The sequence below is a fragment of the Bacillus sp. J33 genome (genome assembly GCF_000518885.1).
GTDB lineage: Bacteria > Bacillota > Bacilli > Bacillales > Cytobacillaceae > Cytobacillus.
The window spans coordinates 1-22376 of record NZ_JAEL01000099.1; the positions used below are offsets into that span (position 1 = coordinate 1).

The 22376-nt window shown below is 41.1% G+C and carries 22 protein-coding genes and 2 other annotated features; of the genes, 3 read left to right on the forward strand and 19 right to left on the reverse strand.

The annotated features are described in order from the left end of the window. Positions 1-274 precede the first annotated feature (274 nt). From L634_RS0122975 to L634_RS0123020, 10 genes are all read right to left on the reverse strand, one after another. On the reverse strand, positions 275-1030 hold the full coding sequence (locus L634_RS0122975; protein ID WP_026584476.1) for an ABC transporter permease: 756 nt from the start codon (positions 1028-1030) through the stop codon (positions 275-277). Next, positions 1014-1802, reverse strand: coding sequence for an ABC transporter ATP-binding protein (locus tag L634_RS0122980; RefSeq protein WP_026584477.1), 789 nt, complete (start codon positions 1800-1802; stop codon positions 1014-1016). Before L634_RS0122980 ends, L634_RS0122975 begins: the two co-directional genes overlap by 17 nt. Positions 1803-1968: 166 nt before the next feature. Then, entirely contained in the window at positions 1969-2754 is a 786-nt protein-coding gene (gene trpA, locus L634_RS0122985) for a tryptophan synthase subunit alpha (protein WP_026584478.1), read from the reverse strand. Next, positions 2751-3956: a tryptophan synthase subunit beta gene (trpB, locus tag L634_RS0122990; RefSeq protein ID WP_026584479.1), complete on the reverse strand. Its 1206-nt coding sequence runs from the start codon at positions 3954-3956 to the stop codon at positions 2751-2753. Before trpB ends, trpA begins: the two co-directional genes overlap by 4 nt. Beyond that, positions 3953-4576 (reverse strand): phosphoribosylanthranilate isomerase, encoded by a 624-nt coding sequence (locus tag L634_RS0122995; protein ID WP_026584480.1) that lies wholly within the window; start codon positions 4574-4576, stop codon positions 3953-3955. The genes trpB and L634_RS0122995 overlap by 4 nt, the downstream gene beginning before the upstream one ends. After that, the gene (trpC, locus tag L634_RS0123000) at positions 4573-5367 is read right to left on the reverse strand and encodes an indole-3-glycerol phosphate synthase TrpC (protein ID WP_026584481.1); all 795 of its coding nucleotides are present in this window, start codon (positions 5365-5367) and stop codon (positions 4573-4575) included. Before trpC ends, L634_RS0122995 begins: the two co-directional genes overlap by 4 nt. Beyond that, entirely contained in the window at positions 5368-6393 is a 1026-nt protein-coding gene (gene trpD, locus L634_RS0123005) for an anthranilate phosphoribosyltransferase (RefSeq protein WP_026584482.1), read from the reverse strand. Continuing rightward, the gene (locus L634_RS0123010) at positions 6365-6976 is read right to left on the reverse strand and encodes an anthranilate synthase component II (protein WP_026584483.1); all 612 of its coding nucleotides are present in this window, start codon (positions 6974-6976) and stop codon (positions 6365-6367) included. Before L634_RS0123010 ends, trpD begins: the two co-directional genes overlap by 29 nt. Next, the gene (trpE, locus tag L634_RS0123015; RefSeq protein WP_442852716.1) at positions 6960-8360 is read right to left on the reverse strand and encodes an anthranilate synthase component I; all 1401 of its coding nucleotides are present in this window, start codon (positions 8358-8360) and stop codon (positions 6960-6962) included. Before trpE ends, L634_RS0123010 begins: the two co-directional genes overlap by 17 nt. A gap of 72 nt (positions 8361-8432) precedes the next feature. Continuing rightward, positions 8433-8671: a binding site (T-box leader), on the reverse strand. Between the two features lie 40 nt (positions 8672-8711). After that, positions 8712-8964, reverse strand: a binding site (T-box leader). A gap of 60 nt (positions 8965-9024) precedes the next feature. Further along, a complete protein-coding gene (locus L634_RS0123020; protein WP_198029813.1) occupies positions 9025-9666 on the reverse strand; it encodes an MOSC domain-containing protein in 642 nt (213 codons plus the stop codon). A 178-nt stretch (positions 9667-9844) separates the two neighbouring features. On the opposite strand from L634_RS0123020, the gene L634_RS0123025 reads away from it, so the two are divergent. Then, complete coding sequence (locus tag L634_RS0123025; protein ID WP_026584486.1) at positions 9845-11104, forward strand: MFS transporter; 1260 nt, start codon at positions 9845-9847, stop codon at positions 11102-11104. A gap of 38 nt (positions 11105-11142) precedes the next feature. Here the strand turns inward: L634_RS0123025 and L634_RS0123030 are convergent, their stop codons facing one another. From L634_RS0123030 to L634_RS0123045, 4 genes are all read right to left on the reverse strand, one after another. Beyond that, positions 11143-11904, reverse strand: a complete 762-nt coding sequence (locus L634_RS0123030; RefSeq protein WP_026584487.1) for an alpha/beta fold hydrolase — start codon at positions 11902-11904, stop codon at positions 11143-11145. Positions 11905-12007: 103 nt separating this feature from the next. Then, positions 12008-12133, reverse strand: coding sequence for a hypothetical protein (locus tag L634_RS34720; RefSeq protein ID WP_269521758.1), 126 nt, complete (start codon positions 12131-12133; stop codon positions 12008-12010). A gap of 287 nt (positions 12134-12420) precedes the next feature. After that, entirely contained in the window at positions 12421-12504 is an 84-nt protein-coding gene (locus L634_RS35000) for a putative holin-like toxin (RefSeq protein WP_442852717.1), read from the reverse strand. A 471-nt stretch (positions 12505-12975) separates the two neighbouring features. After that, entirely contained in the window at positions 12976-13773 is a 798-nt protein-coding gene (locus L634_RS0123045; protein ID WP_026584488.1) for a DUF2935 domain-containing protein, read from the reverse strand. Between the two features lie 158 nt (positions 13774-13931). Here L634_RS0123045 and L634_RS0123050 point away from each other — a divergent pair, with 158 nt between their 5' ends. Then, on the forward strand, positions 13932-14465 hold the full coding sequence (locus tag L634_RS0123050) for a DJ-1/PfpI family protein (RefSeq protein ID WP_026584489.1): 534 nt from the start codon (positions 13932-13934) through the stop codon (positions 14463-14465). 28 nt (positions 14466-14493) lie between these two features. On the opposite strand, the gene L634_RS0123055 is transcribed toward L634_RS0123050, so the two are convergent. The 5 genes from L634_RS0123055 to L634_RS0123080 all read right to left on the reverse strand — a co-directional run bounded on the left by L634_RS0123055 (position 14494) and on the right by L634_RS0123080 (position 20260). After that, a complete protein-coding gene (locus L634_RS0123055; protein WP_026584490.1) occupies positions 14494-15369 on the reverse strand; it encodes a GNAT family N-acetyltransferase in 876 nt (291 codons plus the stop codon). A 616-nt stretch (positions 15370-15985) separates the two neighbouring features. Beyond that, entirely contained in the window at positions 15986-17857 is a 1872-nt protein-coding gene (locus L634_RS0123065) for a PTS fructose transporter subunit IIABC (protein WP_026584491.1), read from the reverse strand. 1 nt (position 17858) lies between these two features. Beyond that, positions 17859-18788, reverse strand: a complete 930-nt coding sequence (gene pfkB / locus L634_RS0123070) for a 1-phosphofructokinase (protein ID WP_026584492.1) — start codon at positions 18786-18788, stop codon at positions 17859-17861. Then, positions 18785-19537 (reverse strand): DeoR/GlpR family DNA-binding transcription regulator, encoded by a 753-nt coding sequence (locus L634_RS0123075; protein ID WP_026584493.1) that lies wholly within the window; start codon positions 19535-19537, stop codon positions 18785-18787. The genes pfkB and L634_RS0123075 overlap by 4 nt, the downstream gene beginning before the upstream one ends. Positions 19538-19984: 447 nt before the next feature. Further along, on the reverse strand, positions 19985-20260 hold the full coding sequence (locus L634_RS0123080; RefSeq protein ID WP_026584494.1) for a DUF2188 domain-containing protein: 276 nt from the start codon (positions 20258-20260) through the stop codon (positions 19985-19987). A gap of 273 nt (positions 20261-20533) precedes the next feature. Between L634_RS0123080 and L634_RS0123085 the strand changes: the two genes are divergently transcribed. Further along, complete coding sequence (locus tag L634_RS0123085; protein WP_026584495.1) at positions 20534-21910, forward strand: M20/M25/M40 family metallo-hydrolase; 1377 nt, start codon at positions 20534-20536, stop codon at positions 21908-21910. Positions 21911-22376 lie beyond the last annotated feature (466 nt).

Below are 22376 nucleotides of genomic sequence, written 5' to 3' on the forward strand. Positions count from 1 at the left end.
AACAAAGACAAGCCTAACTTTTTGTTTAGCTGAGCCCTTAAGCTAATTCAGCAATCGGCGGAGCGAACTCTTGACAAACCGAACTTGCCAATGGTTTAAAATGGAAACAACCAAGGGCTTATTTGGTATGCCTTCTTTTGTTCCCTTCGCCCTTGTTAAACAATCCTCAAACCATTGGCGTGTTTGTCAAGAGCGATTGCGGCGCATCTCCATCCAGTAAATAGGAGAGAAACTAACCCTTTAGGTAGTTTTCATAAATCTTTTGACACTACCTTTAAGACTCAAGTCCCCATTTTTTAATGACTGATTTTTCAATACGCTGGAAAATTAGTTGGTCAACAATCATGCCAATTGCACCAATGATGATCATGACACCGATAACAATATCCATTCTTCCGAAGTCTGAAGCATACCTTAATGTGTATCCCAATCCTGGCCCTGTACTTAATAGCTCACCGGCCATTAGTGCACGCCAGGCAAATGCCCAGGCAAGGCGCGATCCGGTTACGACATAGGGAATGGATGCAGGGAAGATGACCCTTGTGAAAAGGTCAATTCCATTTGCGCCCATCGTTTGTGCTGCTTTTATATATAGGGGCGATACATTTTTAATTCCTGTTCGCATGTTCAGTGCCATCACAAAGGTTCCGCCAAGAATAGTTACAAAGATAACTGCCTTTTCATTAAGCCCGAACCACATGATGGCGATCGGAAGCCATACAATGCTTGGGACACTCTGCAGTGCGAGAATAACAGCACCGAGCGTATCATCAGCTGTTTTCGATTTTCCAAGCAGGATTCCAATCAAGGTGCCGATAACAAGACTGATAGCCAATCCAACAGCTAATCTCTTAAAGCTCGCAATTAAATCATAGATGAGCGTTTTATCCTTAAAACCTTCAACTAATGCATTGAAAACACTTGATAAAGAAGGGAAAATCAGCGGATGCCACAGCTCCATGCGGGAACCGATTTCCCAGAAAGCAATAATGGCTGCAAAAAAGATTATTCGTTTAATGGCTGTTTGCATATTGAAGTTCCTCGCTAACGACTTTGTCTATTTCCTTCTTTAGATAGCTCATGATATGGTCTTCGATCTCCAGCATCTCCTTCTTGTACTCTTCACGCGGCCGCGGAATATCCACGGGAATATCCTGCAAAATGGTACCCGGTTTGGTTCCCATAACGATAATCCGGTCCGAAAGTTTAATAGATTCAGAGATGCTATGTGTCACGAATAAGATCGTTTTCTTCGTCTCCATCCAAATATTTTCAAGCTGCACGTGCAAACGGGAACGTGTCTGTTCATCTAAAGCCCCAAATGGTTCATCCATTAAAAGGGTTTCGGGATTCATGGCCAGGGCTCTTGCAATCGCCACCCGCTGCTGCATTCCCCCAGAAAGTTCGTGCGGATAATGAGATAAGTATTTTCCTAGCTGGACCATTTGCAGGTATTTAAGAGCAGATGCTTCTGCATCCTTCTTCTTCATCTCTTTTTTCAAAGGAAACGTGACATTTTCCATTACGGTTAACCAAGGGAATATGGCTGCCTGCTGGAAAACCATTCCTCTGTCTTTTCCAGGTTTGCTTATGGTTTTTCCATCAATTAGAACTTCGCCTGAAGTTGTTTTAGTTAGGCCGGCAGCGATCGATAGAAGCGTTGATTTTCCGCATCCGGAAGGTCCCAGAATCGATACAAATTGGCCTTTATCAATCGTAAGATTTATATCTTTAAGCACATCTACAGGCTGGTTTTCTTTATCACTGTATTGCTTATTTACACCATTTATCTGAATGAACATTAAATCACCTATCCCTATAAACCTTATTAATTTACTCGGATTACTTGTAATTATAATGTATTCACCATGTAAGTCAACATTTCTTATAAAAATATAAAACAATGGGCTAGTTCATAATTACAAAAAAGAGCTTCCTCCATCTCCGGAGAAAGCTCTTCCTATTATATTATAATTTAATTTCGGCTGTTTTTGATGCAGCAATCAATGCTTCAATCCCTGCCAGGTCTCCGCTTTCAAACAGTTCGATGATTTTGCTTCCGACTATAACTCCATCACAGTGCGTGTTCATTTCCTCAACATGAGATGGCTCAGATATTCCAAACCCGGCAAGCACCGGCAGTGGACTGACTTCTCTCACCTTTTCGAGGTGTTTTCCAAGTTCCTCAGAAAATCCTTTCCTGGCGCCAGTAGTGCCATTAACTGTTACTGCATATAAAAAGCCTTTTCCTTTATTTGCGATTTCCCGAATTCGCTCAATTGAACTTGTTAATGTTACAAGCCGAACAATCTCAATGCCCGCCCTCTCTGCGATTGGAGCTATCATTTCTTCTTCTTCAGCAGGAAGATCAGGCAGTATCAAGCCATCAACACCGGATTTGGAAGCTTCAGCAATAAAATTTCCGATTCCAAAAGCCATAACTGGATTCATGTATGTCATGAATATCAGCGGAATATGGACAATTGGACGAATCTCAGCGATTTTTGCCAAAACACCCCTGAGAGTGGTGCCAGCTTCCAAAGCCCTGATCCCCGCCTGCTGGATAACAGGTCCATCTGCTACCGGATCGGAAAATGGAATTCCAATCTCTATTGCCGTAGCACCGGCTTTTTCCAGGAATGTTATTCTTTCAGCAAGTGTATCCAGCCCGCCATCGCCAGCCATAATATATGGCACAAACGCTTTTTCATCATTTTGTTTTAGATTTTGAAATACTTTTTCGATCCGGTTCATTTTCCTTCCCCTCCTAGTCTAGCTCTTACAGTCTCTACATCTTTGTCTCCTCTGCCAGACAGACAGATTACAAGGCCCTCATCTTCTTTCATTTGCGGTGCGAGCTTCAAAGCATATGCTACTGCGTGGGAGCTTTCCAATGCAGGAATAATGCCTTCAAGCTTGCAAAGCTGCTTTAATCCCTCCATCGCTTCCTCATCTGTAATGGATTCATATTGCGCCCTTCCGGAATCTTTTAAATAGCTATGCTCCGGACCGACTCCTGGATAATCAAGGCCCGCTGAAATCGAATGGGCCTCTTGAATTTGGCCATCCTCATCCTGGAGCAAATACATTAGGGCTCCATGCAGGACACCTGGAGTTCCCTTTGTCAATGACGCTGCATGTTTGTCTGTATCCGTACCCATGCCTGCCGCTTCAACACCGATTAAGCGGACACTTTCATCTTTTATAAAAGGATAAAACATCCCCATGGAATTGCTTCCTCCGCCGATGCAAGCCACCACAGCCTCTGGCAGCCTTCCTTCTTTTTCAAGGTACTGCTGCTTCGTTTCATTTCCAATAACACTCTGAAAATCGCGGACGATCATGGGGAAAGGATGCGGACCCATTACAGACCCGAGAATATAATGGGTATCCTCAACGTTTGTAACCCAGTAGCGGAGCGCTTCATTTACTGCATCTTTTAATGTTGCACTTCCTGATTTAACCCCTACTACTTTGGCTCCTAAGAGCTCCATTCTGAATACATTGAGCTGCTGCCTGCGGATATCCTCTTCACCCATAAATATAATACATTCAAGGTTAAGCAAGGCACAAGCCGTTGCTGTTGCCACTCCATGCTGTCCTGCACCTGTCTCAGCCACAATTTTCTTTTTGCCCATTCTGAGGGCTAACAGCGCCTGGCCCAATGAGTTATTTATTTTGTGTGCTCCCGTATGGTTTAAATCCTCCCGCTTAAGATAGATTTTCGCACCGCCGGCGAATTTTGTGAGGTTTTCAGCAAAATATAATGGTGTTTCCCGCCCGACATAATCCTTGAGCAAAGCCTGAAGCTCTGACTGGAAGCGCTCATCTTCCCTTGCTTTTTTATATTCCTCCTCCAATTCAAGAATGGCCTGCATTAAAGTTTCAGGCACATAACGGCCTCCATAATTTCCAAAGTGTCCCCGTTCATCTGGCAATGCATAAGTAGCTGTCATTTTACTTCCTCCCTCTCCACGCTTTTTGCTTCATGGATAAATCTTTGTATTTTTTTAGGATCTTTTTGTCCATTTGTCTCGACCCCGCTGCTAACGTCAACCATATATGGATTGGCTGCTTTAATCCCTTCAGCCACATTTTCCGGATTCAGCCCGCCAGCGAGGATAATCTTCTTATCTTTTAGAATGTTTCCATCAAGAATGCTCCAATCAAAAGAGACGCCATTGCCTCCGCGATACTTTCCTTTTGGACTATCAAGCAGGCAATATTCACAGGAGTAATCATGAAGCCTCAATAAATCTTCCGGAGAGCCGACGCTCAATGCTTTAATAACAGGAACTGAAAATCCTTTGCAAAACTCAGAAGCTTCATCCCCATGCAGCTGGATTACATTGATTCCTGAGACCTTTACAATTTCCTCTATATTTTCTTTTGTTTCATTTACAAACACACCGACTTTTAAAATACCCTTGGGAAGGCATTTGATAATCTCTGCAGCTGCCTCCGGATCAATTTTTCTTTTGCTTTCAGCAAAAACAAACCCGATTGCATCTGCACCGCTTTCAATAGCTCCCAGAGCTGTTTCAATGTCCCTAATTCCGCAAATCTTCACCTTCATTGCTTTACAGCTCCTTGCAATGGAAGCTTCATGGCCTTTAGCAGCCCTTCCAAATTATCTGAAGTCATAAACGCTTCCCCAACAAGGATTCCATTTGCTCCTGCAGCAATAACCCGCTCTACATCCTCTTCTGTTTTAATGCCGCTTTCGCTGATCAGGAATCTCCCCGACTTTTTTATGGCTGGTGCAAGCCTTTCCGTTACGCCAAGATCCACTTCAAAGGTTTTTAAATTTCGATTGTTAACACCAATTAACTTTGCTCCAGTTGCCAGTGCTGTTTCCAGCTCCTCTTCATTATGGACCTCCATCAGGACCTCAAGATCCTGCGCAAGTGCAAAATCATAAAGTTCTTTTAGCCTTCCAGCATCCATGGCAGCAACAATCAGCAAAATAAGATTTGCACCCGATGCCTTCGCTTTCAGAATTTGTGCTTCATCTAAAATAAAGTCCTTACAGAGGATCGGGAGGTCGACCGTTTTTCTGACTGAGGCTAAATCTGAAAAGTGCCCTTTAAAAAAAGCATTATCAGTTAAAACGGAAATCGCATCTGCACCAAATCTTTTATAAAACAGCGCCTGGTTTTCAGGCTTCTGTGAAGTATTTATATCCCCCTTTGATGGTGAAGCCCTTTTGAATTCCGCGATGACAGCAAGTTCAATTCCAGTCTCAAGCCGCTTGAGAAATGAACGTTTTTCAAAATTCACTGGTGAGATCCCAGCTGTTTTTTCTTCCTGCAGTTCCCTTATTTCATTTCTCTTCTCAGCTAAAATTTTATCTAAAATCGTTCCCATTTATATCACCTCTTTTTGAACGCTTTTGCTTGCTTTAATTAATTGCTGGAGTTTATTCAAAGCCGCTCCAGAATCGATGCTTTCTTTTGCAATCTCAATGCCGGATTGAATGTTGTCTGCTTTTCCTCCAGCAAAGATCCCGATTCCTGCGTTCAACAGTACAGTATCTCTTTTTGCACCCTTCTCTCCTTTAAGGACGTTTAAGAGGATTTCGGCATTTTCCCTGGAGTCTCCTCCTCTGATGGCATCATTGCTGTAGACCGGGAGGCCGACCTCTTCAGGATGAAGAATTTTTTCAGTTACTTTGCCGTTATCAAGAATGGCCAGATGATTTTCCCCCTGAAGGGAGGCTTCATCCATATATCCCGCTCCATTAAGTACAACAGCTCTTTTTCTGCCTAATGTCTTCAGTACTTCTGCAAACATCATGGTGCAATCTCTTCGGTATATTCCTAAAAGCTGGTTTTCAAGCTCAACAGGATTTGTTAACGGGCCAATTAAGTTAAATGTTGTGGGGATCCTTAAATCCCTGCGAACCTTCATGATTTGCTTAATATTTGGATGAACATGGGGAGCAAACAGGAATGCAATTCCGATTTCCTCCAGAATCTCTTCTGTCCTTTCAGGTGAATGATTTAAATGGATGCCCAAGTGCTCCAGTACATCTGCACTTCCCGTTTTGCTGGAGACACTTCTATTTCCGTGCTTGGCAACCGGAATCCCTGCTCCTGCAATTACAAACGCTGAAGTGGAGCTGATATTAAAGCTGCTTGAACCATCTCCGCCTGTTCCGCAATTATCCAAAACATTGGGAATCTTCTTGCTAAACGCAAGGGATTTTTCCCTCATCGCCCTAACAATTCCTGCAATCTCTTCGACTGTTTCCCCTTTTGTTTTCAGGCTGACCATAAACGCGGCAATTTCACTGTCAGTTACATCACTGTCAAGCAAATTGTCCATGGCTTCCTTCATTTCCTCTTCTGTAAATGACACTCTATCAGATAACCGTTGCAGTATTGTCTTCATGTTTCCTTTCCCTCCCAATGGTTTGTAAAAAATTTTCCAATATCTTTTTTCCAAGGTTCGTACCGACAGACTCCGGATGGAATTGCAGACCGTATAACGGGTATTTTTCATGTTTTATGGCCATGATTTCATTGTCATCCATTGATCTGGCCAAAATGTTAAAGCTGCCCGGCAAAGTGCCGGATTGAATAATTAAAGAATGATATCGCATGATGCTGATCGGCTGTGGCATATATTGAAACAGCTGTGAGCCATTATGCTTCAGGTTTGAAATCTTCCCATGCATGATTTTTCTGGCTTTCTCAATTTTTGCGCCAAAAGCATAGCCAATTGCCTGATGGCCGAGACAAATTCCGAGAATGGGCATCTTTTGATGGAAGTGCCGAATGACTTCTACTATTACACCAGCTTGCTCCGGACGGCCGGGTCCAGGTGAAAGCACAATGGCTTCGGGTTTGAGGCTTTCAATCTCTTCAATCGAGATTTGATCATTTCGGACAACTTTAATCTCTTCTCCAAGCTCCCCTAAATATTGATATAGGTTATAAGTAAATGAATCATAATTATCAATCAGCAGAATCATGTTTATCCTCCAAAAATGCTTTTAGTTTATGAATTGTTTCCTCATATTCTTTTTCAGGCACTGAATCGTGTACGATTCCTGCCCCAGCCTGAATGTAGGCATTTCCTCCTTTTATCACCATGGTTCTAATGGCAAGCGCGAAATCCATATTCCCATTGCCGGAAAAATAGCCGACTGCACCAGAATAGATCCCTCTTTTCACTGTTTCGAGTTCGTTAATGATTTCCATTGCCCTTATCTTCGGTGCTCCAGAAACGGTTCCGGCAGGCAAGCAGGCGATTAATGCATCAATTGCAGTGTAAGGCTTCTTAAGCTTGCCTCCGACTTCTGATACCAGGTGCATAACATGCTTATATCTTTCAATCACCATGTTTTTTTCAATGTGTACTGAACCAAACTCGCAAACGCGGCCAAGGTCATTGCGGCCAAGATCCAGAAGCATGCGGTGTTCAGCCAGCTCCTTTTCATCTTCTTTCAAGCTTTTTTCAAATTCCAGATCTGCCTCTTCTGTTTTTCCTCTCGGCCTTGTGCCTGCAATCGGATTTGTAATTACTTTATTCCCATTCGTTTTAATGAGGCTTTCGGGAGATGCTCCTGCCACGGCATAATCCTCAAAATCAAGATAGTACATGTATGGTGAAGGATTTTGCACTCTTAATTTGCGATAGAATGAAAAAGGATCGCCTTTTATTTCAGCTTTTAATCGCTGTGACAGCACTACTTGAAAAATGTCACCCTCTTCGATGTAGCGCTTTGCTATATCCACCTTTTCAACAAATTCTTCTTTTGAAATAGAAGCCTTAAAAGAGGTGAGTGCCGCTTCATTGGATTTAACAGGACCATTTCCACTTTGAATTTCCGCTTTTCTTCTCGCCACTTTCTCGCGCAGCTTCGAAATATCCGATTGTTCTGTTAATGGCATCGCTACAAGGAAAACCTTTTGCTCCAAATGATCAAATACAGCTACTTCTTCAAAAAACATTAAGTGGGCATCCGGAACATTCAATTCATCCTCTGGAATATCTCCGATATCCTCGTATTGTCTGATGACATCATACCCTGCATAGCCAACTGCCCCTCCGCAAAACGGAAATCGTTCAAGCTGCAGCCTTTTATCTTCCGGCATAAGCTTTTTTAAAACATCCAGCGGCTTTTCAGCAAATACTTCCTCACTTCCATTTGCCTTTACAGTTGTATGGCTTCCTGCACCCTTTAGCTCCATAACAGGATCTGCTCCAATAAAAGAAAACCGGCCTGACTTCTCATGCTTTAATGAACTTTCAAAAAGGAACTTCTTCTGCCCGCTCATTCTTTGATAAATCACTATGGGAGTTAGGGTATCCCCCTCAAGTTCTTCGATTATATAGGGCTCATCAATCTTTATTTTCAAATTCTTTCTCCTCCAGTTCTTTTAGGAAAATAAAAAAAGCCCCCTACACACACAGAAATTGTGTGTATAGAGGACGTATCTTGTGACCGTGGTGCCACCTCTTTTTAGAGCATAGCTGCTCCCTCTTTCGGGTACGGAAAAATTTCGATACCCTATCCTTTTAACGGTGGAAATCCGTGCTTCCCTACTAAATTTCAAGAAGTCTCTCGCAAGTCCATTCGAATGATTTTCCGTACCGGTTTCCACCTTCCCCGGCTCTCTGGAACGGTTTGAATCAATCTACTCCTCTTGCTCAATGATTTAAAGTAATAAAGTTTTAAGAAAACAAAAAGGGCTTCCCGTCTTAAAAAGGACGAGAAACCCGTGGTGCCACCTTCATTAGCTGATAAATCAGCTCACTTTAACAGATATCAAAACGGAAATCCGTTTGAATATCTGTCCCTTGTAACGATGAGACCGATCGCCAAAGCCTACTGCTTAAAAAGGTTCGGTTTGGAGGCTCTAAAGTCCATTCACTTCTGCATCCACACTGATTTGCACCAACCATCAGCTCTCTTTAGCTTCAACAGGAGCTACTACTCTTTGTCATTGCCTTTCGATATATTGCTTATTATAATATTCGGATAAATAAAAAATGTCAAGGCTTATTGTAATTTTTTTATAAAAGGGCTTTCTTCAGCTTCTCTTTCCAAACGGCAGCAAGCTCCTGGATCTCAAGCAAATCTTCCACTGCTTTACGGTTTTTTCGATCATGAAAAAGCGTAAAATTTGCCTGAAGAACCGTAACTTTTTCCTGTTTCCTTTCCTCAAGCTTCATTAAAGAATTGGATGCAACTTTTCCTTCTTTAAGCACTCTAAAAAAATAACCTGTATATCCTGTTTCGACAATCCTGCTAAGAAGAAGATCTTCACCATTATATTTTGATATTGTTGAACATGGAATTCTCCCCTGTGTAATTTGAATAGCTGCATCTCCCAGCGAGAAGATATCACCAATAAAAACATCTTTTTCAAGCATATTGCTTACACAAATATTTTCACCAAATGCAGGAGGACTGAATACTTTCTTGAACTCTTTTCCCCACATCTCATAATGCTCATAGGGATAAAGGCACACAGCCCTTTCGGGGCCGCCATGGAAATCTGTATTTGCCACTCCGTCCCCTATAAAACCTTCCTTGGTCAATAATGCATTTTCAACTTTCTCTTTGGAAATCCCAGAAATTGTTTGTTGGTTTTTCCATTCATGCGGTTTCGGTTTCCCAACATTTAACGATATGATCTTTCTGATGAACTCCATTTTTTTCCTCACCTAATTTCGCTTTTCCATCTATTTTAACTCTTTTCAATTAGCAAATCGAAACATTTATTTCCAGAATTTGATTTTCCCATAAAAAGTAAGAGCTTTTTCTTATTAGTTTTCCAGCAATAAGCCCATATTAAGATTAGTTTGATTAGCGAAAAGGAAGGTAAGAAATATGGAGCATGTGGAAAATTTACAATCCGTAAATTCAAAAGCTAAAAAGAAGTCCGGTGATGATGTTCATAACCAAAAATGGGCCATTCTTTCACTTTCTTCAATTCCTCTCGTTATGACCCTTGGGAATTCCATGTTAATTCCAGTTTTGCCAGAAATGGAAAACAGATTAAATATTTCTGCATTCCAATCAAGTATGATTATTACGGTTTATAGTATTGTAGCCATTATTTTAATCCCAATTGCAGGTTTTTTATCCGATCATATCGGCCGTAAAAAAGTGATTATCCCCAGTCTTCTTATTGCGGGAATCGGCGGAATTATTTCTGGTTGGGCTGCCTGGAAAATGAATGATGCATACTGGATCATTTTGGCTGGGCGGGCGCTGCAGGGTGTTGGCGCTGCTGGTGCGGCTCCAATTGTTATGCCTTTAGTAGGGGACATGTTTAAAAATGATGATGATGTAAGCAGTTCCCTTGGCTTAATTGAAACATCTAATACATTTGGAAAAGTTTTATCCCCAATACTTGGTGCGTTTTTGGCAGGGTTTTTATGGTTTTTGCCATTTTTCTCTTTTCCTGTTTTTTGCACCATATCCATTTTGCTGGTGTTTTTTCTTGTAAAAACCCCAATTAAGCGAGAAGAACCTCTGCCATTGAAACAGTTTTGGGGTAACATCAAAGATACCTTTAAGAATAATGGAAAATGGCTTTATGCAATCTTTTTTATCGGGGCAATTCTCATGTTTGTGCTATTTGGAATCCTATTTTATTTATCGGACGTGCTGGAAAAAACATATGATATTAAAGATGTGAATAAAGGGCTTCTACTTGCTGGCCCGCTTGGTGCACTATGCATTTCATCATATGTTACGGGGAAAAAAATTAAAGAAAATAAAATATTGATGAAATGGATCATCTTCTTGGGATCAGTACTGGTTGCTGCCGCAACAGCCATTCTAAGTTTTTCAAACAATATGTGGTTCATGATTAGCATGTTCCTGTTTGCTGGAGTCGGAATCGGAGTCGCTCTTCCATCCCTGGACGCTTTAATCACAGAAAGCATCGAAAAAGAGGAAAGAGGAACCATTACCTCTTTGTATAGCTCAATGAGGTTTATAGGAGTTGCTGGAGGTCCTCCAGCAATTGCAATCCTAATGAAACATTCTGATAAGGCGCTTTTTTATATATTAAGCGGAATAACAATTCTTGCTGCTCTTGCGACGTTTATGGCGATCAAGCCAGACCAAAATAATGCTTAAAAAATAATCCGTATCGAAATTTCCGATACGGATTTTTTTTAATTAAATTGCTGTTGAACAAAACCAGTTACAACCTGATTGAACAGCTGCCACTTCTTTGTCGGCACTTGATGGGAAACTCCCTTGATAATCGCCACCTGAAAATTCACATATCTTCTGTAGCTTCGTATATGCTGATTAACAAAGTCTCTTGAACCATATATAAGGAGCAATGGGACATTTAAAGTTCTCAGCCTGTCAGTACATGTATAATGAAGAGATTTGTCGTAAAACTGAAACCACATATGGATATTGGCTTTTTTCATGTGCTCAAGTATTTCGTTTCTTACTGCCTTATCGTTAGTATGGCTAGTGGCTATAACATAGCGGAGAAAGGCCGGAAAATGCTTGACAAAATACATTCCCAATATGTGTTCATATCTGAACGCCTCAGATAAAACCTCCGGAAAGCCGCCCGATAAAATAATTCCTAGAGTCCTTTCCGGATAAGAAAGTGCAAATTCCTGAGCAATGATCCCGCCAGAAGAATATCCCAGAATTACGGCCTTGTCGATATTAAGGTGATCTAAAACTGCTTTAATTTCCTCAGCATACCCCTGAATTGTAACCGCTTTTTCTGGGCCAGTCGTATCCCCGTTTCCGCTTAGATCAGGAAAAATAACTTGAAAATGCTCTGCAAGCAGCCCCTGATAGTAGAAAACCTTCCTTCCCATAGCAGGAGGATGAATAAAAATAATTGGAACACCCTTACCTTTTGTTACATAATATATATTGGTATCTCCATAAAGAAATGCAGGCACATTAATCGTCCTTTCCATTTCACTATCAATAAAATAGACACGCCCATTAAAAAATGGGACAGTCTTAGTCTGCCCCATTCCAGTAAATAATTTTATGCCAACATCAGTTAGGTCTTGTCTTTTCAGCCTTATTATTTTGCGGGTTCAATTCTTTGGAAAGCTCCATGTCATTAATGCTTTTCTTTGTGCTCTGCAAGCCTGATTTGGTCTTTATATTGCGTTTAGTCATTAAATATTCCTCCTTTTCAGGATTACAAACTTAGTATGGCACGTGAAGCTTCCAATCATTTACGGATTTTTATCGTCAATTGGGCATATACTATTAACAGTTATGAGTTTATGCTTATTTCCGTGACTTTCTTATCCTTGTATGATATCCTTTAAATATAATTATGAATAAATAAAAACGACCGCAGGTGTTGCCGCACCCACGGTCATTTGCAACAGTCGTTCCTTTAGGGGATCGGCCTGTCAAAGGACATAGACCTCTCCCTCAATTGTCAGATCAAGGGAGGTCTATTTTTTTTGGTTAAAAGTCATGACAGCAATGATCAGACTAGAAAATGAAATCATCATCATGATCGATTCGAAAACTGTCAAAAGGCATCACCCCCTTTCAAACGGGGCTAGCCGACCACCCTTGAGAAACTCCCATTGCCTCTCTAGTATAACACAATCTCGTTTATTTAGTCGAACAAGTGTTCTGTTTTGTACAAATTGAGCCTTCTTTCCTATTTTTTCAATTATTGTCAGTTCCCCTTTTAAGAGGATCCTTTCCGTCTTAAATATTCATCTAAAAACCCCATATCTTTATTTAACAGATACTCCTTTCCTCCAGCTGCTCTTTTTAAATTTATTGAGGCAGCCCTTCCCACTTTACACTGTCAACAATATTAAAACTTTTTATTCTTTTAAAGACAATGATTGCCTCAGGAAAACAATTAAATGGTCCTTTAACCTGGTCTCTTCGTAAATAGCTCCATTTAACAGTTTCATGAATTCAGACCTTATAGGGCTCCTTTACCCTAAAAAGACCATGAAAAAACAGCTGCCAAGGATGGCAGCTGTTACTTACTCTTTAAGCCTCGGCTTTGATGGATCACATTTTGGCTTATCAGTTTGAGCGGACTCAGCAAGTTTTGTGAGGTAGTAGCACTCCTCCCGGAACATATGGTCAGCCATTAAAGCAGCAAATGTACCTAATGCTTCCTTGCTTAATTCCAGCTCTTCAATTTCATTCAAGAAATTCATAAACAATTTTACTTCAAGAGTGACATCGTTATTAAACCTCTGCAATGCTGGAAATGATGATACGTTTGTACGAAGAAAACCTGACATTTCAACTGCCTTTAAATAAAAGGCCTCAAAGTCTTTTGTATAGCCGTCACTGATTTTTTTTATTTTCTTCTCAACCTGATCCATATTGTCGGATATTGCACCAGCATGTCCGGCTGCATCGAGAAGCCAGATTAAGTGATGGTGCAGCTCATGAAATACAGGCGGCACTTCTCCCTTTTTCAGATATTGAAGAACAAGCAAATATTCTTCCAATTCATTGACCATATGATTGATAAAAACAGGGCCAAGGTTGATGGAGATCTTTCCAGTCAAGTGCCGCTCTATGATGGTCAGTTTAAACTCTCTCAGCTTTTCTGCTTCTTCCTCCGCCCTTCTGCTCAATACCGCCAGATCATCTACCTTTACTCTTCCAAGAAGCTGATCAAAAGTTTGGATAAAATAATTTGCAAGCTCAATACTCTCTTTTTCTTTTGGTGAAAGTGAATCATGGATAAACCTTGCATGATCCCCTAATATTTGAAGCCAAAAACCATGTTCAAACTTAGCAGCACTCTCAAAATCAGCAGCCACATAATCTCCCCTTTCTTACATACTCATAAATACATATCAGAAAGAAGGAAGATTTATTCCAACTCTTTGGCGAGATAAGTTGTATGAATATTATAAATTTTTTAAAAGGAGTTTGGTTGTTTTTGGCGAATTATGCTTAAAGATAGGGGGAATTTTTAATGGCGACTGGTATCCTATTATACCCAAGATTTAGTGAATATGAACTGTCTGTAGTTCTTTCCATTTTGACGCAGGCCAACCATCCAAAAGTATTTATCGGGTTGAACAAAGAGCCTGTCAAAGGTGAAGCAGGCCTAATTTGCATGCCTGAAACGGAAATTTCTGATTTGAACCCGGGTTTGCCGACAAGTCTCGTTCTGCCTGGTGTGGATGATTTTCAGCATTTGCTCGATGAGGAGCCCCTCTTTGAATTTATTCGTACTGTATATGAAAGGGATGCTGTAATCGGAGCCATATCAAGTGCTCCTTTTCTGCTGGCAAAAGCAGGAGTCCTGCTTGACCGAGCCTATACAACTGGGATCTCAAAGCAAGGGAGACAGTTCCTCGGTGTATTCTCTGAAAAAAACTATGTGGATGCGCCTTATGTTTTCGATAGAGGCATTCTGACAGCCAAAGGTGCTTATTTTATTGATTTTGCCAATAAATTCGGCCAGGTGCTTGAACTTGACTTTAATCGTAATTGGTATCGATAAATAGATTGGTCTTACGGTCCCAAATTGATTATGAATTTATATTCTTTTTCATCATAACCTGGCCTATCTTTTTTTCAAACCCCATTTTAACCAGCGCCTGTGATGCAGGATTAACAGCAGAAATATTTACTGCAGTAAAATCGATCGAATCATCCCCTTCCAGGAACATGGTTCCCAGGATGCTTTCTGCCATCGTCTCTTTAATAGAACAATTCTCCCTGAATTTCAGCTGATATATAATGATTCTATTTGTACTCCCAGCACGATCGAGTATCCTTTTAAATAAAATGTATCCATCCTCTTTCCCCTCCGGACTTACAAAGACTGCCGCTTCTCCGTGTTTTATGCTTTGCCATTGGCATTGCCAGGCAGCATCAATATCATAAAAGCTTAACGACTGCAGTTGTTCCGGATATACCTTTTTTATTTCAAAATGGTTTTTTATATAGGAACTTTTTTCTTTTAGGGTTATATGTTTATTTAAATATAACAATTGGTCTGCTGTTTCATAGCCCATTTTTTTGTATAGCTTTATAGCCCGTTCATTTTCTTCTATAGCCTCAAGAACAGCAGCTTGTGCTTTTTCTGCTTTATATATGTCAAACACTTCTTCCATCATTGCTGCAGAAAGCCCTTTCCCCCTGTATGCCGGAGCAATTCCTGTTCCGCCGTTCCAGGCAATTTTCTTTCCGCCTATTTCACGTATTCCGGTCATAATGATTCCACTTGGTTCCCCTTGCATAAATCCAACAACAGATTTATCAGGCAAGAGATCTTCATTTGCCATTCGATTGACAAAAGCTTGAACAGTCATTGTCACTGGAACCATATATCCTTCAAAACCTTTATTCCAGGCTGCTAATGCCTCTTCCAGAGTGCATTGTGAAAGCTTTTTTATTTTCATTATACTCTCCTTTTTAAAGAGAATCCGTATCCTGTCTCAGGAGTTTTGGCGATTTTGCAGGTGTTAACAAATTCCCCCGTCTATCTAAAAACCTTAAGTTCATATAAAATTTGGCCCTTTTCACAATGTTTTTTCTTATAAATTCTGCTCATTGATTTCCCTACAGGTTGCTTTCCGCCGAAGGGATGAGAGCCTTCGGCTTCGCCTGTGGGATCTCCCGCTTCCCTCTCTTCTGAGCAGGACATTAAATAATCTTCCCTGACTTGGCACCGCACGAAGGAAATGCGGTAGCATTTTCGAGGATCAAGTGCCCTTTACTGCAATCAACTCAGTTGTTTAGACCTATTTAGCCGCCCAAAAAGCTACAAACTTTACGAAAATAGTCTAAAATGAATACCCAATCCTTATTTTTGTTTATTCATTCTTTTTATAACAATAATGATAGCCATTTCTTGCGCACCCCCCTATTAATCGACTGATTAGTTTATTTTTAACCGTAATTAAAGTAGACTGATTAGTTTATTTAATTAAAGCATTATTTTTCAGTTTTTTCAATCTTTTAAAAAGAAATTTTTTACAGAGAAAAGCCGGTACAGCAAGTACCGGCTTAGTGAATTCATTTACTTATCGGTTTTTTCAGGAATCCGATCAGGATAGCTGAAACAAGTGCCCCGGCGATAATTCCTGCAAGATATATGCCCCAAGGGCCGTCAACAAGCGGTACAACGAAGACCCCGCCATGAGGCGCTCTTAATCCAATTCCAGCCATCATTGAAATGGCACCCGCTATGGCAGAACCCGCCATGATGGATGGAATGACACGAAGCGGATCTGCAGCAGCAAACGGGATGGCACCTTCTGTTATAAATGAGAATCCCATTATATAATTTGCTTTTCCTGCATCTTGTTCCTGCTTTGTAAACTTATTTTTAAACAATGTCGTCGCAAGAGCTATTGCCAAAGGCGGAACCATACCGGCAGCCATAATCGCTGCCATTGGTTCGTATACGCCGTTTGCAAGCAACCCGGTACCAAATACATATGCTGATTTATTAACCGGGCCGCCCATATCGAACGCCATCATCAATCCAAGTACAATTCCGAGAAGCACGGCATTTCCAGTTCCAAGACCAGAAAGCCACTCCGTAATAGCCGTATTTAAAGCTCCAACCGGCTTATTAACCACATAAAGCATCAGCAATCCGGTAAAAGCAATTCCAAATAGCGGGTAGAGCAAAATGGTTTTGATCCCTTCAAGGGAAACTGGCAATCCTGCAAAAGCCTTCTTCAAACCAACTACTACATAACCTGCCAGAAAACCGGCAATAATCCCCCCAAGGAAACCAGCACCGCCGGAAGCTGCCATCATTCCTCCAACTGCACCAGCAGCAAAACCAGGACGGTCAGCAATACTCATAGCAATAAATGCTGCAAGAATCGGCACAATTAACCCAAATGCATTACCGCCGCCAATCGTCATTAATGCTTCGGCAATTGGGTGATATGACGGATCATTGGGATCTGCTGCTTTGTATCCAAACATAAAGGAAATGGCAATTAAGATTCCCCCTCCGACAACGAATGGGAGCATATTGGAAACCCCGTTCATCAGGTGCTTATAAATGCCGGCTTTTTGCTCTTTCTTTCCTTCAGAGCTTTCTGCATTATTTATGTCTCCGCCCTTGTAAACAGGAGCATCCTGCTTAAGCGCTTTTTCGATTAGCTCCTGAGGTTTGCGAATTCCATCGGCAACTGCCGTTTCCAAGACATGCTTGCCGCTGAATCGTTCCATTTCTACCTTCGTATCAGCTGCCACAATTACTGCTGTTGCATTCGCGATTTCTTCTGGTGTCAAAACATTTTTAGCACCGCTGGAGCCATTTGTTTCGACTTTAATATCAACACCCAGTTCGGCTGCTTTAGCCTTTAGAGAGTCTGCAGCCATATACGTATGGGCAATTCCAGTTGGGCAAGCTGTTACCGCAACAATAAAACGTTTGCTTCCTTCCATATTCTGGACTTCCTCTTCTTTCGCTTCATCATAGCTGTCGATGATAGCTATAACTTCCTCTGCCGCTGCAGCATTTTGCAGCTTTTTCCGTGCCTCTTCGTTCATTAGAATGGAGGAAAGCCTTGACAGTGCTTCCAGATGTGTATTATTTGCACCTTCAGGGGCTGCAATCATAAAGAATAGATGTGCAGGCTGCCCGTCAAGAGATTCATAATCCACACCTGCTTCTGATTTACCGAACGCAATTGCAGGCTCCCTTACAGCACTCGTTTTTGCATGCGGGATGGCAATTCCATCACCTATTCCTGTTGTGCTTTGCTCTTCCCTTTTTAAAATAGCGTCTTTAAAAGCAGAGCGGTTATTCAGCTTGCCTGCTTTATCAAGCTGGCCAACCAAATCATTAATCGCATCCAATTTCCCCGTTCCGCTCATAGAGAGCAGGATTGTGTCTTTTGTAAGCAATTCTGTAATTCTCATCCTATTTCTCCCCTTTTAGGTTAATCTTTCTAATGGAAACCTGCGGAAGCAGTTCCTCTGCTTTTTCTTTTGTGCAAAGCCCAAGTGAAAAAGCTGTTGCACTCCCGGACGCAACACTGTATTGAAAAGCCTTTTCTATATCATTGTACTTTTCGTAAGCTGCCAGGAAGCCCGCCACCATAGAATCGCCTGCACCAACTGAGCTTCTTACCTCTCCTTTTGGCACACTGGCTATAAAAGCGGCCTCAGCTGTGATTAAAACTGCTCCTTTACCTGCCAGAGAAACAATCACATTTTGTGCACCCATCTCCACAAGTTTTTCGCCATATGGAATAACCTCTTCAGGTGCTGTAAACTCAGCATCAAAGATTTCTCCCAATTCATGGTGGTTAGGTTTTATCAAAAATGGCTTGTAGGGAAGAACCTTCTTCAGCAATTCACCTTCTGCATCGACAACAAATGCAGCCCCGTTCTCTGAACAAATTTTGACTAGTTCTTCATAAGTAGTTTCTGGCAATGTGCTGGGAATGCTTCCCGCCAAAACGAGCGAATCCCCATTAGATAGACTGCCGATTTTCATTTTAAGGTCCTGAAGGTTCTCTTCTGAAATAGCTGGACCTCTGGCATTGATTTCTGTTTCTGTTCCGGTCTTTATCTTTACATTAATCCTTGTATCCTCTTCAACTTGGACAAAGTCAGTATCAATGTTTTCTTTATTTAAATAATCAGCGATATAATCTCCAGTAAAACCGCCTACAAAACCAAGCGCTTTGCTTTTAACATCCATTCTGTTCAGCACAATTGAAACATTAATGCCTTTTCCGCCGGGGAATTTAGTGTCATTTTGCATGCGGTTTAACCCTCCGACTTTAATCTCTTCCAGTTCTACGATGTAATCCACTGACGGATTTAACGTCAATGTGTGTATCATGATGTCACGACCTTTATTGTAGTTTTGCTGGTATAAGGCTCCTGATGCTCCTGATCCAGTTCATTAGTAATGATGGCTGCTGTATGCAGATCGGCAATTTTGGCAAAAGCGATTTCCGAAAACTTCGTATCATCAGCAAGCACAAAGGCCTCCCTTGAAAGCGAAATGGCCATTTGCTTAATCATGGCCTCATCCTGGTCCGGTGTAGTATATCCGAATTGAGGATGGATTCCGTTAACCCCCATAAAACATTTATCGAAACGATAATGTTCAAGGCTTGCCAGTGCCCCCCTGCCGATGATAGCTTTCGTTTGTTCCTTGGCAAAGCCGCCGATTACAAATGTTTTTATATTTCGTTCGAGCAATACATTGATATGCATTAGCCCGTTCGTTACAACAACGATATCCTTAGAAGGCAAAAATGGGATCATTTCCGTCACAGTTGAGCCTGCATCAAGGTAGATGGATTCACCTTCTTCAACAAGGCCTGCCGCATATTGGGCGATTCGGCGTTTTTGCTGAAGGTTTTTGGAGGATTTTTCAGTCATGCTAGGTTCTTGAAGCTTTCCCTGAAGCCTTGCTGCCCCTCCATGAATTCTTTTTAGGTACTTTCCTTCCTCAAGCTGAGTCAAGTCCCTTCTGATTGTTGATTCTGAAGTCTCAGTAATCTCTACAAGATCCTGAATTTTCACTACACCTTTTTCTTTTAAAATCTGCAGAATTAACTTATGCCGCTCAGGCGTTAACAAACCCTCACCCCCTGATTGCTGTTTCTTGATACCATCATACTGAAAACGATTGCAAAAATCAATCATTTTCTATCATAAACGTTCAAAATCATTCATAATATGATCGATTTTGAACGTTTTTGTGATGCTTTTTTATTTCATCACATAAAATGAAAGAATATTTTAAATATATTAAAATAACAGTTTTCTCTAAAAGGATTATTATGCTAGAATCAAAAATAACAATATATAGTTTTATATTCTTCCATTAATACTATATATTGTTTTACTTTTTCGAATTAACTCGTTCCAAGGTCTCTTTTTGGTCCGCTTTCATTTTGATAGCGGACACTTTTTGTTTTCAAAAAAATATCATTCTCCAATTTTTTTAGCCAAGCTGCCTCCCAACTGAGCATGCCAAAAAAAAGAACACTACTATCTTACTAGTAATGCTCTTTAACAAAACGATTATTTTTCTTCATAATTAACCAGGTCATCTATTTTTCCATCTTCACCATGCAGGATAGCCATAGTACCAGCTTCTTCTGCCATCCGCTTGGCTTCTTCCACAGCATCGGACCTGGATTCAGCAGTGTATTCTGGATTATCTTGTCCTTCTTTTTTGACTGCCCATCCTTCTTCATCATGCGGTACTACATGGAATCTTGCCTCGTCTGTTCGAGCACGATCTTTAAAATACTGTTCCTGTTCTTCACTATGAATGTTATCCCGAATGTTTGCCATGTTAATACCTCCTGCTTTTATTTTGCTTAATCTTATCAATAGATAAGCAGTATCACTTTACCCTCTTAAATAAATTAAAAACACGATGGTGTTTATAAAAATGGTAGAATCGCACCGCATGAATATGTCCTTATTTATAAAAATTTCCCGTTAATTGTCGGAACAATAGGTATACCTCATAGGAATTAATACTCTTTTTGAAAAATGTAATTTTCTTCTAAACTAGTAATTGTTAGGAAGTCTAACAAATTACGAATCTTTCAGGAGGTCATTATGGCAAGGAATAATCGAAAATCCGCCAAGGTATTAGCATCCATTTTAGCAGCTTCTTTAGCGTTTGGTTCAGTCGGATATGCAGCACCTTTAAGTGCTGATCACGGGACATCTTCCTATTCACAAGACCAAAAAATTGTATCAAGGGTAAACGCAGAGCGGGCAATTGAACATTTAAGGTATTTGTCAGAGGAAATTGGAACAAGGCCTGGGGGATTGGAGAATGAAAAGAAATCAGCAGAGTATATTGCCAATACACTTAAAGGCTATGGATATGATGTTGAGTTTCAATACTTCCCGGTAGCTGATCAATACATAGGCAGCACAGCATTTGAGGATGGCACCATATGGGAAATGGGCGCTTCACCAAATGGATCTATCAGCGATACACCTGTTAAAGCTGAAGTTGTTTATGTAGAGAATAATGACTTTACAAATGTAGAAGGTAAGATTGTCCTTATCGCTCGTTCATCTACAACTGCCGGCTACCGTCAGCAGGTAGCCGATGCGGTTGATGCCGGAGCAGCCGGAGTAATTCTGCAAAGTCTTGTTGGAAGCCGCGGCAACTATGGACAAACTTTTAACCCAAGCCTGACTGCAACCTATGATATTCCAGTTTTTGGGGCATCTTATATTCATGGAGAATGGCTTAGGGAACAAATGGAGCAAGGTGCAGTGGAAGTTTCTCTAACAGCCAAACACTACTCAGACCTTAAATCAGTAAACGTTATTGCAACAAAGGAAGCTAAAACAAAGTCTGAAGATACAAAAGAAGTAATCCTTGGCGCACATCATGATAGTGTGATAGGTGCACCTGGTGCAAATGATAATGCTTCCGGTGTAGGGCTGATGCTTGAGCTGGCAAGAGTTTATAAGGGATACAACACAGACAAAACACTTAAATTTATTGCATTCGGATCTGAGGAGCGTGGCTTGCTGGGGGCCAGATATTATGTGGACCAACTAACACAGGAACAGAAAGACCAGATTGAAGCCGTTTTCGTTCCTGATATGGTCGCTACAAATTATGACAAAGCTACAAACCTTTATGCCATGACACCAGACGGCAGCCAAAATATTGTGACTGATTCAACTGGTGAAGCTGGTGCACGTTTAGGCAATTCAGATATCCTTCCAGGCAGATTCGGGTCAAGTGACCATGTTCCATTCCATAATGCCGGCATCCCAGGAGCCTTGTTTATCTGGATGGGCATAGACAGCTGGGATCCGCTTGTTTATCATATCGAAAAAGTTTACCACACCCCACAAGATACGATTGAGGATAATATCTCTGCAGAAAGAATGCAATCAGCACTTGATATTATCGGTTCCGGACTTTTTGATGTAATTCGAAAAGAAACACATGGAAATAACTAATTTTTCTAATCAGCTGCCAGCTTATAGCTGGCAGCTTTTTTAATTTTTAGGCTGTGTTAAAGCTTATTGTTGATTATTGCACCCTGTTGATTGGAGCGGAAGGTACGAGACTCCTGCNGGAGAAGCGTGTCAGCGGGAGACCCCGCAGGTGCGAATGCACCGAGGAGGCTCCCGGACCGCCCGCGGAAAGCGAGTGCCTGCAGCGGAAATCAACAGGCAAATTTAACAGAGCTAATTTTTAAAAAAGATGCCTTCATAGAGTGCCCATGTATTAATATTCCTTCTCGGGAAAAGCTCATGGGAACTATCCAAACCACCTCCTCTTATTCTTATACTATAAGCCCGTTCACATCTGAACAATTCATTTTAGTTATCCTCTTCCACAATGATTCATCTTGCAAAGAATTCCGCCAAATTATGTTAACCTAAATAATTATAAGTTGACATTAGTGGCCTCTCCTATTAT